At 44.7% G+C, this 14,880-nt stretch carries 13 protein-coding genes; 8 read left to right on the forward strand and 5 right to left on the reverse strand.

The genetic code is table 11. The features are described 5' to 3' along the window. The first annotated feature begins 41 nt into the window (after positions 1-41). Both AABK40_RS13090 and AABK40_RS13095 read left to right on the forward strand, forming a co-directional pair. On the forward strand, positions 42-350 hold the full coding sequence (locus tag AABK40_RS13090) for an SHOCT domain-containing protein (protein WP_338397239.1): 309 nt from the start codon (positions 42-44) through the stop codon (positions 348-350). Positions 351-361: 11 nt separating this feature from the next. After that, positions 362-1,378 carry a hypothetical protein gene (locus tag AABK40_RS13095; RefSeq protein ID WP_338397240.1) on the forward strand — a complete coding sequence of 339 codons (1,017 nt, stop codon included), beginning with the start codon at positions 362-364 and terminating at the stop codon, positions 1,376-1,378. 198 nt (positions 1,379-1,576) lie between these two features. Here AABK40_RS13095 and AABK40_RS13100 read toward each other — a convergent pair whose 3' ends face one another. Next, entirely contained in the window at positions 1,577-3,967 is a 2,391-nt protein-coding gene (locus AABK40_RS13100) for a heavy metal translocating P-type ATPase (protein ID WP_338397241.1), read from the reverse strand. Between the two features lie 163 nt (positions 3,968-4,130). Then, the gene (locus AABK40_RS13105) at positions 4,131-4,574 is read right to left on the reverse strand and encodes a response regulator (protein ID WP_332919549.1); all 444 of its coding nucleotides are present in this window, start codon (positions 4,572-4,574) and stop codon (positions 4,131-4,133) included. A 166-nt stretch (positions 4,575-4,740) separates the two neighbouring features. Here AABK40_RS13105 and AABK40_RS13110 point away from each other — a divergent pair, with 166 nt between their 5' ends. Beyond that, on the forward strand, positions 4,741-6,228 hold the full coding sequence (locus tag AABK40_RS13110) for an SDR family oxidoreductase (protein ID WP_338397242.1): 1,488 nt from the start codon (positions 4,741-4,743) through the stop codon (positions 6,226-6,228). A 331-nt stretch (positions 6,229-6,559) separates the two neighbouring features. On the opposite strand, the gene AABK40_RS13115 is transcribed toward AABK40_RS13110, so the two are convergent. Continuing rightward, positions 6,560-7,720: a hypothetical protein gene (locus AABK40_RS13115; protein ID WP_338397243.1), complete on the reverse strand. Its 1,161-nt coding sequence runs from the start codon at positions 7,718-7,720 to the stop codon at positions 6,560-6,562. A gap of 17 nt (positions 7,721-7,737) precedes the next feature. After that, positions 7,738-8,214 carry a hypothetical protein gene (locus tag AABK40_RS13120; protein ID WP_338397244.1) on the reverse strand — a complete coding sequence of 159 codons (477 nt, stop codon included), beginning with the start codon at positions 8,212-8,214 and terminating at the stop codon, positions 7,738-7,740. 195 nt (positions 8,215-8,409) lie between these two features. Here AABK40_RS13120 and tpiA point away from each other — a divergent pair, with 195 nt between their 5' ends. The 5 genes from tpiA (at position 8,410) to AABK40_RS13145 (ending at position 13,417) form a co-directional block, all read left to right on the forward strand. Next, positions 8,410-9,177 carry a triose-phosphate isomerase gene (gene tpiA, locus AABK40_RS13125; protein WP_332919545.1) on the forward strand — a complete coding sequence of 256 codons (768 nt, stop codon included), beginning with the start codon at positions 8,410-8,412 and terminating at the stop codon, positions 9,175-9,177. Between the two features lie 199 nt (positions 9,178-9,376). Further along, the gene (locus AABK40_RS13130; protein WP_332919544.1) at positions 9,377-9,727 is read left to right on the forward strand and encodes a 7(1) septoil knot domain-containing protein; all 351 of its coding nucleotides are present in this window, start codon (positions 9,377-9,379) and stop codon (positions 9,725-9,727) included. Positions 9,728-9,849: 122 nt separating this feature from the next. Then, positions 9,850-10,686 carry a 50S ribosomal protein L11 methyltransferase gene (gene prmA / locus AABK40_RS13135; protein WP_338397245.1) on the forward strand — a complete coding sequence of 279 codons (837 nt, stop codon included), beginning with the start codon at positions 9,850-9,852 and terminating at the stop codon, positions 10,684-10,686. A 223-nt stretch (positions 10,687-10,909) separates the two neighbouring features. Further along, complete coding sequence (locus AABK40_RS13140) at positions 10,910-12,247, forward strand: M23 family metallopeptidase (protein WP_338397246.1); 1,338 nt, start codon at positions 10,910-10,912, stop codon at positions 12,245-12,247. Positions 12,248-12,658: 411 nt separating this feature from the next. After that, positions 12,659-13,417 carry an OmpA family protein gene (locus tag AABK40_RS13145; RefSeq protein WP_338397247.1) on the forward strand — a complete coding sequence of 253 codons (759 nt, stop codon included), beginning with the start codon at positions 12,659-12,661 and terminating at the stop codon, positions 13,415-13,417. Between the two features lie 291 nt (positions 13,418-13,708). On the opposite strand, the gene AABK40_RS13150 is transcribed toward AABK40_RS13145, so the two are convergent. Next, positions 13,709-14,668 (reverse strand): NAD(P)H-dependent flavin oxidoreductase, encoded by a 960-nt coding sequence (locus AABK40_RS13150; protein ID WP_338397248.1) that lies wholly within the window; start codon positions 14,666-14,668, stop codon positions 13,709-13,711. Between the last annotated feature and the right edge of the window lie 212 nt (positions 14,669-14,880).

A 14,880-nucleotide genomic window follows, 5' to 3' on the forward strand; every position in this document is an offset into this window, starting at 1 on the left:
AATCCAAGAAACCTACATTCATTGGAACAAAATATTAAACCATGCTTACATACATCGCATTCTGCTTGTTGGTCTGTGTTTTGGCACACAACAAAAAACGCTCTACCGCTAAAGCCTTTTTGGTCTCCTTTTTTTTCTCTCCCATCATTGGGCTGATCGTTGTGGCGCTCCTACATGATTATTCCAAGGGATTCCCCTGCGAGCAATACATAAATAATTGCAATGAAAATTCCTCCGTCGCTCAGAAGATTCGTAATTTACGCTTGCTTTTGGAGGAAGGTATCCTGACGGCTGATGAGTACGAAAGACAGTTGAGCCGACTTCGCCAAAAATATTACAGCAACCTTTAATTTAATTTACCATGACGGGATTTTCTATATATGTCTCTTTGGCCCTTTTGGTCGCTTATTACGCCTCCACTAAAGGGAGATCGGGTGTCAAAGCCTTTTTTCTTTCCTTTTTCCTGACACCACTGATCGGACTGATTGTGGTATCGCTCTTGAGGGAGTCAAGCATCCGAAAGATGCAACGCACCATGGAGGCTCAGCAAAGACCTGCCGAAGAACACCTGAACGACGTCAGCAAAAAAGTGCAGGAACTCAAGGACCTGAAAAAGGAGGATATTATTTCTGAGGAAGAGTATCAAAATCGGATCAGTGCTTTGCGCCAAGCACATGAAAACCGAAAAAATGCACCCGTACAAACTATTGTTGCCGATCAGCATGCGCAAGAAGCCAAACGTGGAAAGATCGCGGGAGGAATTGTTGCGGTAGCCTTGTTGTTCGTTTTTGCTTACGGAAGTTTTACGGCTGATGAGATAGCAGATGATTTCAACATCACCTACACCACCAACAACAACGGAAACATCACCACCAGAACTTACAGCAATCGCAACGCTGAACCGAATCCTTTCGGGGAGTTTGGGGAATACCGAACCATTAATATGGAGCCTGTTAATGCCGATGGCATGGAAGCCCGCATCGTGGTGGATCCGCTGATCGGTTATGACAGCCTCAAAGCCACCCTTTTCGATGCTTATCAGCAGTGTTTAGCCAAAGCGGGACGTGCCGGAAAAGTTCAGGTTTTGGCCTATGCCGATGAGCGAAATATCAACAATGGTTTTTCCTATGGACGATTGCGTTGGCAGGCAGGAGATGAGGAGCCCACTTATGAGATCAAGGATAAAGTAGGCCGACTGACCGAAGCCGACCTGCCGACCGCTCAGGAGTTTGATATTTATTTTATTGAAATGGAAATGGTTAATCAGAGCAATGATTCCTATGATACCATCGAGGCGAATATCGCCAAGCAATATAATGTTTCAGCCGATCAGATCCGTGATGCTTTCAATAAGGTGGAAGAGTTCATGAAATATTGATTGTACAGAGCATTTCAAATTCTATCGCGAGAGTCCCTCTCGTGATAGATTTTACCCTAAGACCTATCACGTCTCGCGATAGGAAGTTTCGTTGGGTAAGACCTATTCGGTTGTTCCTCAAAAATAAATAATCATGGTAATCCTTTTAATCAAGGTAATCATGGTCAATAACCCCCCTCCAATTCTATCGTGTCGTGTTTACAACCGATACCTGCGCGCCAACACCTGCACCGACAAGGTCGCGAAAGCCACCACCGAAATGCTACTGACAGGCATCAGGATCGCCCCCAAGACGGGCGTCAGCATACCTGCTACGGCAAAACTCAGTCCGATGATGTTATAGGCAAAAGAAATCACAAATGAAGCAATGATGATCTTTTTGGCGGTATGCGAAAAACGGATCAGTCGCTGAAGCATCGGCAGTTTTTCGGCATCCAAGATCGCATCGCAGGCGGGGGTGAAAGCGCCAATATCATCCGTTACGGCAATACCGAAATCTGCCTGTTGCAAAGCCACCGCATCATTCAGCCCGTCGCCCAACATCGCTACCGAAGCGCCGTCTTGCTGTTTTTGTTCTACAAATGCCCGCTTTTGATCAGGCGTCTGATTGAACATCAAAGGTACCTCCTTCGGAAAATATTCACGCAACTGTTCGGCTTCACTGTCATTATCCCCCGAAATCAGTGCCATCGAAAAATGACCTTTCAGCGCATCAATCAAACTTTTCAGTCCTTTTCGATATTGATTATGCAGGATAAAATAGCCCCTGAACTCCCCGTCAATTTTCACATAAACCTTCGAAGCGCCCGAAAGGGTAGCACCCACATAGTCGGCTTCCGTAAACTTGGCTGACCCCAACAAATAGGTTTTACCTTCAAAAACCGAGGACTGCCCTTTGCCTGCAAACTCCTGATATTGCGCCAAAGCCAAAGTGGTTTCTTCCCCCATATACTCCGCCAATTTCCGGCTCAGTGGGTGGGTAGAATGCTGGACCATATTTGCCAAAACTGATAACTCATCCTTACTAATCGCCTTACCCTTGTATTCGACTTTGCCTTTGGCTGAATAAGTGATCGTTCCCGTTTTATCAAAAATCAAAGTATCAATACTCGCCAAATTCTCCACCGAAGCGGTATTTTTCAGGTAGAAATGTTGCCTTCCGAAAACACTCAAAACCGCACTCAGCGTAAAAGGTGTTGCCAAAGTCAGGGCGCAAGGGCAGGCCACAATCAATACCGCCGTAAAGGCATTGAGGATTTTACTTGGATCCACCAACGTCCAATAGCCCGCCGAAGCAAAAGCAATCAGCAAAACCACCACCGTGAAATATTTACTGATCTGATTGATCATCGAACGGCGATCCTGTGCATCATCCTCCATCGCTTTTCCCTGATTCCACAACTGCGTCAGGTAGCTTTGCGAAACCGGCTTTTTCACCACTAATTCAATCGAGGCACCGACCTGTCGGCCACCGGCAAAAATCTTTTCTCCCTGCACTTTCCGCACGGGTTCCGATTCCCCCGTAACAAAGCTGTAATCAATATTGGCCTCCACGGAAGTCAAGACGCTGTCGGCAGGAATAATCTCATGATTCCGGACCATGATCTGATCGCCCACCTGCAAATTCGCCACGGGAACGGGCTTCATTTGCTCGTCCTCTTTTCGGTTAATCGCCAAAGGAAAATACGATTTGTAATCCCGATCAAAAGAAAGTGACTCGTAGGATTTGGACTGAAACCATTTTCCCGTCAAAAGGAAAAACAGCAAGCCCCCGAGCGAATCAAAATAACCCGATCCCCAATCGAAACCAACCTCCAAGACCGAACGCACGAACAGCGTAACAATCCCGATAGCAATCGGCACATCAATATTAATATGTCGGTGTTTGAGCCCTTGATAGGCACTTTTGAAATAATCTGTACTGCAAAAACCAATGATCGGCAGGGAAAGAAATACATTCAGCCAAGAGAAAAATCGGCGATACTCATCATCCCATCCGCCATCAAAACCAAAATATTCGGGGAAGCTCAGCAGCATGATATTGCCAAAGCAAAAAGCGGCCACGCCAATTTTCAGGAAGAGGGTGCGGTCTGGGGAACTTTTTTTCTGCTGATCGTTTTCTTCCAGAGAAATATGAGGTTCGTAACCAATAGAAACCAGTGTTTCTACCAGCTGCCGTAAACTCAGCGCTTCATTACTGAATTCCACCATCAGCTGTTTCTTCCCGAAATTAACCCGCGACTGGCGAATCCCCCCTTTCAGCTTGTAAAGATTCTCGAGCAACCAGATACACGACGAACAATGAATTGCCGGTAACAATAAACGTACACGGCTCATCTTTCCATCGGTGAAGTCAAGCAGCTTTTCCTGAATTTCATCATGGTCAAGGAACGCATATTGGTCTTCAAAATCCTGTGGCTTTAGATTGATGCCCGGGTTTTGCTCCAAGTTATAATAATCCCCGAGGTCATTTTCCTTCAGGATATCATAGACCGTCTGGCAGCCGTGGCAACAAAAATCCCTCTGATCAAAACGTAAATGTTCCTCTTCGCAGGGGCCTCCACAGTGGTAGCATTGGGTTTGTTCCATTAAGTTTGATGGTAGCTCGCTCATATTATCCTGTCCCTTCTCTAAAAAAATAAGCGTGAAGATTCCCTCACGCTGAAGAAGCACAAAATTACAAAAAAAGGAGAAAAAGACTACACGCCCTTTTCTCCTTTTGTCATCTGTTCAGATAATAAATGCTGAATGATCAGGATTTTAGCCATTTACGAAACACCTTCCCGTACCGCACGGCATTCAATACTGCCCGCGAAAGGGTTTTGGTACTGAGCATATTTTTGAGAACATATTCATGAATGCCCTTGGCAACCACCGACCACCGGTTACTGTTCTTCACCAATGTAATAGGCACATGGCGCAAGTACTGGTCCTGCTGCAACATTTCCGAAAAATGCTGAATCTGCTCTTTGTCCAGATTATCATCAAGCACAATACAGTCAGGCTTAAAATTGGTCGCTTTTCGCAGGGCGTCATGCTCATTAAAACTGACCTCAAGCTGGTACTCCTGCTCCTTGCTTGCCTGCAGTAAATCGTAAAGTCGCCCAAGTTCAATGGGGTTGTTGCCAAGCATCAAAACCCGCAAGCTTTGTGCAGACGCATAATCTGAGGGGGAAAAAATAGGGTTTGCGTTCATCGTTTTGGGGGTTATGGTTGATATAACCTTTTAAACGAAAAACCCTGCTTTCCGAATATTAAAACATCAACTTTTATGGCATCACCCTACAATAAAATCGTTCTTCCTGCCAACGGGGCTTCCTCCCTTAGAACATTTTTCTTTCCCAAATCATTTCAAATAGACTATGAAGATATTTTTGACAGGAGCCAATGGGTATATCGGCCGCCGATTATTGCCCGTACTGATTCGCGAAGGACATTTTGTGTACTGCCTGGTGCGGGATAAAGGCCGAATTGAACTTGAAGAAGAGTGGGAGGGAAAGGTCGCCCTGATCGAGGGAGATTTGCTGAAAATGGGCGATGATTTTAAACTGCCGGAAGATATTGAACTTTGCTACTACCTGGTGCATTCGATGGGCCAGAGTTATTCTGACTTCAAGGATTTAGAGCAAAAAGCCGCCGAAGCCTGTGTGCAGATTTTAAACCCTACCCAATGCCGACAGATTGTTTACCTGAGTGGAATTGTGAATGACGACGACCTTTCCAAGCATTTGGCTTCTCGACTGGCCGTGGAGAAGGTGTTTTTAGCTTGCAGAATTCCGGCCACTGTTTTGCGCGCGGCCATTATTATCGGTTCTGGTGGGGCTTCTTTTGAGATTATCCGTGACCTGGTGGAAAAGCTCCCGATGATGATCACCCCAAAATGGCTAAAAACCAAATGCCAGCCTATCGGTGTCAGAAATGTGATTCATTATCTGGCGAAAGTGATTGACCACGAAGAGTCCTATCAGCAAGTGTATGACATTGGTGGGCCGGAAGTGCTGACCTATAAAGAAATGCTGCTCAAGTATGCAGAGGTGCGAAACCTGACACGCCACATCATCACTGTTCCCTTTGTATCCCCGCGGTTGTCATCATGGTGGTTATATTTTGTTACAACCACCTCTTTTGCTTTGGCCCGAAGCTTAGTGGACAGCATGAAAAATGAGGTTGTGGTTCAGAAAAAAGGTATTCGGGAACTGATTCCACAGGACTTACTCACCTATCAGGAAGCCCTGGAACTGGCTTTCAGTAAAATTGAACAAAATGAGGTGATCAGCAGCTGGAAGGATGCTTATTCTGAAAGCAACTTTCATACGGACAGTAAAAAGTATATTAAAATCCCTAAAAATGGTTGCTTCCGGGATGTTCGCAAGGTAGCCTTCGGACGATCCAAAGAAGAAGTTATTGATAACATCTGGAGCATCGGGGGAGACCGCGGCTGGTACAAGTGGGATTCGCTGTGGCGACTGCGTGGATTTTTGGATAAGGTGGCTGGGGGGGTAGGGCTCCGAAGAGGCCGGCGCAGCCCAAATCAACTGATTGCCGGTGATGCCCTGGACTTCTGGCGGGTGCTGGTCGCCGATCGGGAAGCGGGGCGCTTGTTGTTGTATGCTGAAATGAAATTACCCGGCGAGGCTTGGCTGGAATTTAAAATTGAAAAAAATGACGACCCCGACAAACCCTACGTATTGGTGCAAAATGCAACTTTCCGACCTGTTGGTGTGAGTGGGCGCGCCTACTGGTGGGCGGTATTTCCGTTCCATGCTTTTATATTTCAGGGAATGGCCGAGGGGATTGTGAATAGGAAAAACAGTGCCTTTTACATTCCTTCCACCACAGAAAGCCGTTGAGAAGAATCCCAAATATTGTTCCACAGTGTTTCACAACTCCTGCGCTATGCATTAAAACAACTATAATCAATCAGTTACCTCTTTACCCTTTTTGTTTCACAGTGTTTCACGGGAATTTTAAAATAAAACGGAGAGCAATAAGGGAGCTGTCTCGGTCCTCAGTTATTCGGGCTGAGTACCCTATATTGGGACTCGCCTCTTTGTTTCACGGTGTTCCACAAAAGCCAGTGAATACTGTGTCCCATAAAAAACACCTGTCAATCATCACAAAATCAATGTTTTGAAAATGACCAACAGGTGTTTCACAAAGTTTCACGGCAGCTGCCATCAATTACATTTTGTATTCGCTCCTCAGATTGTTGAGGTGATTGGTTAATGCTTCCTGCCAGGTTTCGTCCGCATCCCATTTATCGCCAAGGTAGATTGCCCCGTTAATCGTCGATCTCATGTACCATTTATACACGGGTGCATTGGCTGGAATAGAACGGAAAATAGCCCCATTAGGCTTTTGTTTCACCGTAATAATATCCGTTTCGTTCGGATCCACCTCATACCTCAAAAATTCCTGAATGGCTTTACCAGAGGTATTCATAGGGATCAAAATCACCTGAATGCCCTGCTTTCTTAGTTCTTTGAATTTGGAAGGATTATAGTCCAGCATTTCATATTTGAAGGGGTACTGCTTCATCATCTCGGCCAGCTGATCATTGGCGCGGTCAATTTCCGCATTCATCTTTTTGGCCTGCTTCATTAAGTTTTTGTTGATCATCCCTCCGGGGATATCATTCGGAATATTGATTTTCCGAAATTTCACCACCCCCACTTTATCCGTTTTCAGGTTAATGCTGAAAGAAGTATAGCGTTTGCCTTTGCCGAACAAATCCGTTGACCGAAAAATTTCCGGCTGATCGATAATCAGGTTATTCTCCACCGGCTGATCGTCCCGCTGACTGGTCTTGTAAAGCTTCTTCATCACATTGTTCAGGTCTTTGTTCTGATCCATCCAGGCCAGTTGCCCCGTTTTAGTCAGCGAGCTTTTACCATTGAAAGAGGTGATCACCACAACATTTCTCAGCGAAGGCTTTTTGCGAATCTTCAGCTCTACTTTGGATAAAAACACAATATTGGAGATCCGGCGGGCACGCCATTCCTTTACAAATGCTGCGGTAACATCCGTATTGGCCATTACATCATCATAGTAATAGTAGGCTACAGCATCAATATGTGCTTTTTTCAAGCCTTTATGTGCCTGGGTAGCAAAAGCCTCCCAGCCTGTACGGCCCGTGGTACCATCAGCCTTGGTGGGCATCGATACCAGCACAATCGATCGGCTCGAAAGGGCATCATCGGGTAATTTGTTCCCGAAATCCAGAAAACGGAGGCCTGTTGCCGCATTGAGGTTCTCAATATCATCGTCCTGGCAGTGCGCAGGGCTCGCTCCCCACAGCATTGCGATCAATAGCAGGCTGAAAATTCTAAGCAAATGGTTCATGTCGTGGTTGTCTTTATTTATTCTGTAAATTTCTTTTTAGGCAACGTGATTTTCAGGGAATCCGAGGGGGCCTGTTTTTTCAGCAAATTATCCTCCAGAATCAGGTGCATATGCCCGCCTTTACGAATATCCATATTCAGTGCAACGTAATGCCCTTGCAGGTCAGGGTAAATTTTATTTTCCATTTTGGCAGAATAATTCCTGCCCTGATTGTCTATTCCTGTAAAGAAAAATTGCTGTCGCTTTCCTGGTACCTGTCGTGTTTCAATGATAAAAACCACCGACCTGCTCCCTTCAAACTTGATCATCATCTCATCCTTCTTCACAATCAACTGCCCATTCATTGGTGTCAGGGGCTGATTATTGAGGGAAATCTGACGGATGACAAAACGGCGGTCGAGCCACTGCCCTCGGTCAACAGTCTGCCCGATGGCAGTGGTGGCCCAGCTGCAAATCACCAGGAAAGTCAGAGAAATTATGCGAAACTTGTTCATTATAAAAGGAAATTTTAACCGCAAAGTAATTGTTAGATCCTAAAGATCGGAGGTAATTCCTCAATTTTACGCACATGATTTCACATATCCCTTAAAAGCAATAAGAAAATACCACATAGATCATAAGTTTACCTTTGGGATTCTCCTATATTTGTCGAAAATAGAAACTTACATTCATTATTGATATAACCGATCATGAGAAAGAAAATTGTTGCAGGTAACTGGAAGATGAACAAAACCTTGGAAGAAGGTAAAGTTTTAGCGTCTGAAGTAGTAAACATGGCCGCTGATGAAGCACCATCTGATGTAACCGTAATCATGGGTACGCCTGCGATCCACTTGGATGCCGTAGGTAAATTGGTGAAAGATTCAGCAAACGTAGCTGTTGCTGCTCAGGACTGTAGCTCACATGAGTCAGGTGCTTACACTGGTGAGATCTCTGTATCTCAAATCAACTCTGTAGGTGCTGAGTACGTAATCTTGGGTCACTCTGAGCGTCGTGAGTACCACAATGAGTCTAACGAATTGTTGGCTGCTAAAACAGACATCGCTTTGGCTGCAGGCCTAAAGCCTATCTTCTGTTGTGGAGAAGCTTTGGAAACTCGTGAGCAAGGTGATGACGTTGCTTACAAATTTGTTTGCGACCAATTGACTGCTTCATTGTTCCACTTGTCTGCTGAAGTAATGACTGGTTTCATCATCGCTTACGAACCAATCTGGGCGATCGGTACTGGCCGTACAGCTTCTGCTGAACAAGCACAATTAATGCACGCTGAAATCCGTAAGCACATCGCTGCTAAATACGGTCAGGAAGTTGCTGATTCTGTATCAATCCTTTATGGTGGATCTTGTAAGCCATCAAACGCTAACGAAATCTTCGCTGGTGCTGATGTAGATGGTGGTTTGATCGGTGGTGCATCTTTGGCATCTCGTGACTTCATCGACATCGTTAAAGCTTTCTAAGCAAAGCTTTTCTGATCAAGAAAAAAATAGATAAGAACACAGTCTGGCAACGGGCTGTGTTTTTTTTGGCTCAAAAATCAGAGGGCAATTTTTTTCCATGCCACTAAGGCCTTATCTTTCAAAGATCAATTCACCAACCCAAAAAAATGTTCCCTATGCCAGGGCCACACCATACGGCCAGGGCAAGGCAAAAATCACCATGAAAAAGTTCGTCCTATTTTTTTTCTTCCTGATATGCTGGGCAGGCTTAGCCTCCACGGCACAAGCACAATACGCCTCTCCATGCGAGCTTTTTGGCAAAGTCTATGAAGTCAAAAACCCCAAGTTTGCCCAATTCCTGGTGTATGAGGAAGAGTATGAAAGCAGCGCCGATGTGGTTGTTTACGAAGAAGACAACTGGCTATACTGCACAAAGCCCGGCCTGTGGCACTTTGTCGATAATATCGAACAGTCCAACTTCACGGTCGCCTTTGTTGAAGATCGTTCACTGGCGCACTTTACCGTCTATTTTACCGATACCGAAAGCTTTGCCGGCTGCAACCGCCGATAGAAAAAATTTGCCCCCGCCCCCGCAGACTCAATTAATTGCCTTAAATTGCGCATCTGTTTTTATGGGGCGGAACATCCTTGCCCCGAAACAGGTTAGCATTACCGTCATCGGAAATATTAGTTATGGAATTCATAGAAATAAAAGTAAAGAGCACTCCTGAGTTTGGGGAGATTCTCCAGGCTGAATTGGCAGAGGCCGCCGGGTTCAGTTCATTTATGGACAATGCCGAAGGTTTCGACGGCTGGGCAGAGGTGAGCGCCTTTGACAAGGCAGCAACGGAGGAGGTCATGGATCGCTATACAGCAATGACGCCCCTGAGCTATGAGCTTGTTGAAATCGAAAAGCAAAACTGGAACGAGGAATGGGAGAAAAACTATGAACCGATTTTTATTGGTGATCAGGTAGCTATTCATGCACACTTCCATGAATTGCCAAAGCAATTCCCTTACGATATTACCATCACGCCAAAGATGTCTTTCGGTACAGGACACCATCAGACCACCCGCCTGATGATCCAAAACATGCTCAAGATTGACCATAAGAATAAAAGCGTTCTGGATGCCGGAACAGGAACAGGTATTCTGGCCATTATGGCCAAGCAACTTGGTGCCGATGTGGTAGAAGCTTATGATATTGATGAGTGGTGTGTGGAAAACTCCAAAGAGAACTACTCATTGAATGATATGGAAGGTTTTCCGGTTTATCAGGGAACCATTGCAGAGATGAATTTTTCAACTCCTTTCGATATTCTTATCGCCAATATTAACCGTAACATTTTAGTTCATGAAATGGGCGATTATAGCCAAAACCTGAAAAGCGGTGGGCATCTACTGCTGAGTGGTTTCTATGAAGAAGACATTCCCGTGATTGAGGAAGAAGCAAAAAAACACGGTCTGACGAAAATTGACTATATCAAAGAAAATAATTGGGTATCAGTACATTTTCTGAAAAACGCTTAAAGAATCAGGTATAAGCCTGATTATCAGCATCAAAAATATTATCTTTGAAGGAGTAGGGCGATCTTACTCCTTTTTTTATAGGTCAATATCACTTTGTTAACATTTGTTAAAAAGACCTATTCAAAATTATAAAGCCTAACTTTGTAAATTATAATTGAAATTAAAACTGGTTTATCTCACCACACTCCAATGTCGATAAACCAGTGAGCGCATATACAGTCTTATGAAAAAAAAATGGTTCGGGTGGCTTTTATTCTTGTTACTCATTTCTTCAGGTTCATACTATTTATTAAATCACCTTCAGCACCAGCAACAGTTCAGCACCAATAGCCAGGATCTCCCCATAGATACCGCAGCGGTCAAAAAGGTTACCGTAGAAAGTCCGCAAATGCTTTATGGCTGTGTGCCCGTGGATGATAAAGTAATTATTCAGGATAGAATAAGGCGAAACGAGCCGCTGAGCAAATTGCTGGAACCTTATAATGTTCCTTATTCAAAAATCAACGAAGTCGCTCAAAAAAGTAAAAAAGTATATGATGTCAGAAGAATCAATTATGAACATCAATACACCCTGATTTGCGCACAGGATTCCGCTCAAACTGCCGAGCAGATGATCTATGAAATTGATCCTGTCAATTTTGTAATCTTCAACTTCAAAGATTCTGTTTATGTACGCAAAGGTCAACGGCCGGTAGAAATTGTTGAAAAAGCAATTGCCGGAAAAATTACCAGCTCTTTATATCAGACCATGATCGAGGAAGGCGCAACGCCCGTGCTGGCCAATGAACTTTCAGATCTTTATGCCTGGCAGGTGGATTTCTTCCATGTGCAAAAAGGCGATCGTTTTAAAGTCATCTACAAAGAAAAACAGGTAGACGGAAAAAGTGTCGGAATTGACCGTATTGAAGGGGCTTACTTCCACCATGCAGGCAACGATTACTGGGGAATTTATTACCAAAGTGGAACGCAGGACTCTTACTATGATGAGGAAGGAAATTCCATGCGCAAGGCATTCCTGAAGGCGCCATTGAAATACAGCAGAATAAGCTCAAGCTTCAGCCGACGTCGTTTTCACCCGGTACAAAAACGCTGGAAAGCACACCTCGGCACCGACTACGCCGCCCCAACAGGTACACCGATTATGTCGGTAGGAGATGGGGTAATTACGGATGCCCGCTACAAGCGATTCAACGGAAATTACGTTAAGGTAAGGCATAACGCCACCTATACCACCCAATACCTGCACATGTCTAAAATTGCCAAAGGGATTCGTCCAGGTGTTCATGTAAAACAAGGGCAGGTGATTGGCTATGTCGGCATGACCGGCCTGGCGACTGGCCCACATTGTTGTTTCCGATTCTGGAAAAATGGAAAACAGGTGGACCCTCGCCGTCAAAAAATTCCAGCGGCAAAGCCCATTGCTGACGATCAGCGCGAGGCTTACAATATCGTACGCGATGAGATGGTCAAGCGCCTGAACCAGGTTCACTACGATGAACCTCGCATTGATTTACACGAAAAAGTTACTGGTGTTTGTACACCCGATAGTCTTAATATTTGATGTAATAAATCATTAAAAGGTGACAGTTTCACCTGCAATAAAAGCACTTTGAGCGGTCAATCGTACAAAGTGCTTTTTTTTATGTTGCCGCCCGACCGTTATATTACCACATCAGACTGATTCGCTTTCATTGCCTATCAACAAGCGCCCTTTTCATTGGCACTTCCATTCTGCAAGTCCACCGTTGCAGCGGGCAATGATCATCGCTATTCGCCACCCTCTCATCACCAATCACATATTTGCCCTATTGGTCAGCTATTTGAAGCCTTCAAACCAAAAAGTGCCCCAGTAGTATAACCTTCATAATAACCACATTAAGCGGAATAATTATGAATAATAATTATATTGCATCTTATTGGCGTTCAATAATGCCCCAAGATTGAACCTATTTCCAACATAAACCAATCTGCTTTGAGATTCATATTTTATCTCCTTATAGCTATTTTGTCGCTTTCATGCGCCGAAGAATGCAAAGCGCAGAGCTTTAACCAATTCAGTATTCGTCACAAAACCCGCTACCACAAGCCCAAAAGGGAATGTAAGAAAGGGCGGAAAAAGAAGCGTGTAAAATACAGCGCAAGGCGCAAAAAAGTAAAGGCCACTAAAAAGGACTATAAGGTGGTCGTGGTTTCAACACCTACGGAAGCTCCAAAAAGCCGAGTGGTCACCACCCCTCCGGTACCTCAAATGAGTGTACCACCAACCGAGTTGAAACATCAGCCTGAGTTGGCAAAAGTTTCGGACAGAATTCTCCCCGAGCCTATCAACCCTGATCATGCACGTATTCGGGAAATGATCGATAAAAGAGAAAAGTCCGGAGGCTCTCCTGATGAAATGGTGGAATCCCTCTACTTTATTACAGGTCAGGATGAATTTGCCTATGTCAATTTTGATCCCTTCCTGATTGCCGTGGAGTATGCTTTGCGAGGAGCAATTGTATTGGTGGAAGGCTACACCGACAGTATCGGTAAAGAAGAAGACAACCTTCAGCTTTCCATGAAACGTGTACGGCAAATTGAGCGACTGATGATTGAAATCGGGGTAAGGGACGAGCAGATTTCCGTGATTGGCTATGGGGAAGAAAACCCAACCTATGATAACAGCACCGAAGAAGGCCGACAAAAAAACCGTCGGGTGGACTTTAAGATCTTTATGCCGCAGAACGAATAATGGAGTACTTGATATGCCAATGGTCATATTTTAGCCACGGATAGGACTGCCATGAATTTTGAAAGGCGTTTCACCTTGCGCATAAAAAAGCGTGAACGTGAAATGCCCTACAAACAATGAATCGCATCGCTGCCCCTTTAATTTGTACTCCCCTTAAAGCGTGTTTAAAACTTAAAATTCGGCGTGTTGTAGAAGTGATAAATAATTCAACATCAATTCCAGTAATCTGAATTTACAGTAGGGTAATACGTTTTTGTAGCCCCGCTTAGCTCACTGGGCAATTCTGAATATCTACAATTGCTCATCAGCAAGCGCCTCCACGAGCAGCTTCCGCTCTGCCAAAAACTCTTCCCACAACTGCTCCAGTATTTCTTTAGCCGGACGGATTTGATCAACCGATGAAACAATCTGCCCAATTTCCAACTCTCCTTCCGTCAAATCTCCTTCAAAAATCCCTTTCTTGGCTCGTCCTCGACCTAAATGCTCACGGATAACTTCGCCTGATGCGCCGGCCTCTTCCATCTGCTTCACCGATTGGTAAAAAGCATTCTTAAGCATTCTTGTCGGGCTCACACTTTTCAGTGTCAGCACCGTAGCCCCTTCAGTGGCCTCCACCAATTGTTGCTTGTAATTTTGATGTGCCGAAGATTCCTCCGCCACTGCAAACAACGTCCCGACCTGCACACCACTTGCTCCAAGTGCCATTGCTGCCAATATCGACTTTCCGGAACCTACCCCTCCTGCCGCAACCACTGGCACCTTCACCGCTTTGGCAACCTCAGGGATCAGGCAGAAAGTTGTGGTTTCTTCACGCCCATTGTGCCCACCGGCTTCAAAGCCTTCGGCGATAATCGCATCAGCACCTGCCTGTTCTGCCTTTAGTGCAAATTTTACACTCGATACCACATGGAGTACCTTCGCCCCAGACTTCTTCAGCTTCTCCGTCCATAATTTGGGATTTCCTGCGGAAGTAATTACAACCGGCACTTTTTCTTTAATGAGAATTTCCATAATCCTGTCAATTTCCGGGTACATCAGCGGTACATTCACCGCAAATGTTGCTTGGCTTGCTGCCCGAAACGACCGGATATGATCAAGCAACATTTCAGGATGCATCGATCCGGCACCAATCACCCCCAAACCACCACTGTTTGAGACCGTTGCTGCCAGCCTCCAGCCACTAACCCAAACCATTCCTGCCTGAATAATCGGCAGCTTTATCCCTAATAATTTACACAGCGAATTTTCCATAGGATTAAAAAAAATTAAATACTCCTTAATTAAAAAGACAATATCCTAAAGACTAAGTTAATAAAAACATCAATCAATTATAAGTGATTACTAATTTGTGGTTCTTGGCATAGATTTGGAAGAAATATTTCACTATTACCGCAGGTATTTATAGGGCGAAAAACCATTAAGGTCTAATGCTTTAGTTATATTTGCGTCAATTAATATGCTTA

The organism is Persicobacter psychrovividus (genome assembly GCF_036492425.1).
Taxonomy (GTDB): domain Bacteria; phylum Bacteroidota; class Bacteroidia; order Cytophagales; family Cyclobacteriaceae; genus Persicobacter; species Persicobacter psychrovividus.

Excerpts from the sequence above, each read along its gene's own strand:
- AABK40_RS13115 (WP_338397243.1), bottom strand. The coding sequence starts at position 7,720 with ATGAACCATTTGCTTAGAATTTTCAGCCTGCTATTGATCGCAATGCTG.
- AABK40_RS13095 (WP_338397240.1), top strand. The coding sequence starts at position 362 with ATGACGGGATTTTCTATATATGTCTCTTTGGCCCTTTTGGTCGCTTAT.
- AABK40_RS13150 (WP_338397248.1), bottom strand. The coding sequence starts at position 14,668 with ATGGAAAATTCGCTGTGTAAATTATTAGGGATAAAGCTGCCGATTATT.
- tpiA (WP_332919545.1), top strand. The coding sequence starts at position 8,410 with ATGAGAAAGAAAATTGTTGCAGGTAACTGGAAGATGAACAAAACCTTG.
- AABK40_RS13110 (WP_338397242.1), top strand. The coding sequence starts at position 4,741 with ATGAAGATATTTTTGACAGGAGCCAATGGGTATATCGGCCGCCGATTA.
- AABK40_RS13130 (WP_332919544.1), top strand. The coding sequence starts at position 9,377 with ATGAAAAAGTTCGTCCTATTTTTTTTCTTCCTGATATGCTGGGCAGGC.
- prmA (WP_338397245.1), top strand. The coding sequence starts at position 9,850 with ATGGAATTCATAGAAATAAAAGTAAAGAGCACTCCTGAGTTTGGGGAG.
- AABK40_RS13140 (WP_338397246.1), top strand. The coding sequence starts at position 10,910 with ATGAAAAAAAAATGGTTCGGGTGGCTTTTATTCTTGTTACTCATTTCT.
- AABK40_RS13105 (WP_332919549.1), bottom strand. The coding sequence starts at position 4,574 with ATGAACGCAAACCCTATTTTTTCCCCCTCAGATTATGCGTCTGCACAA.
- AABK40_RS13100 (WP_338397241.1), bottom strand. The coding sequence starts at position 3,967 with ATGGAACAAACCCAATGCTACCACTGTGGAGGCCCCTGCGAAGAGGAA.
- AABK40_RS13090 (WP_338397239.1), top strand. The coding sequence starts at position 42 with ATGCTTACATACATCGCATTCTGCTTGTTGGTCTGTGTTTTGGCACAC.
- AABK40_RS13120 (WP_338397244.1), bottom strand. The coding sequence starts at position 8,214 with ATGAACAAGTTTCGCATAATTTCTCTGACTTTCCTGGTGATTTGCAGC.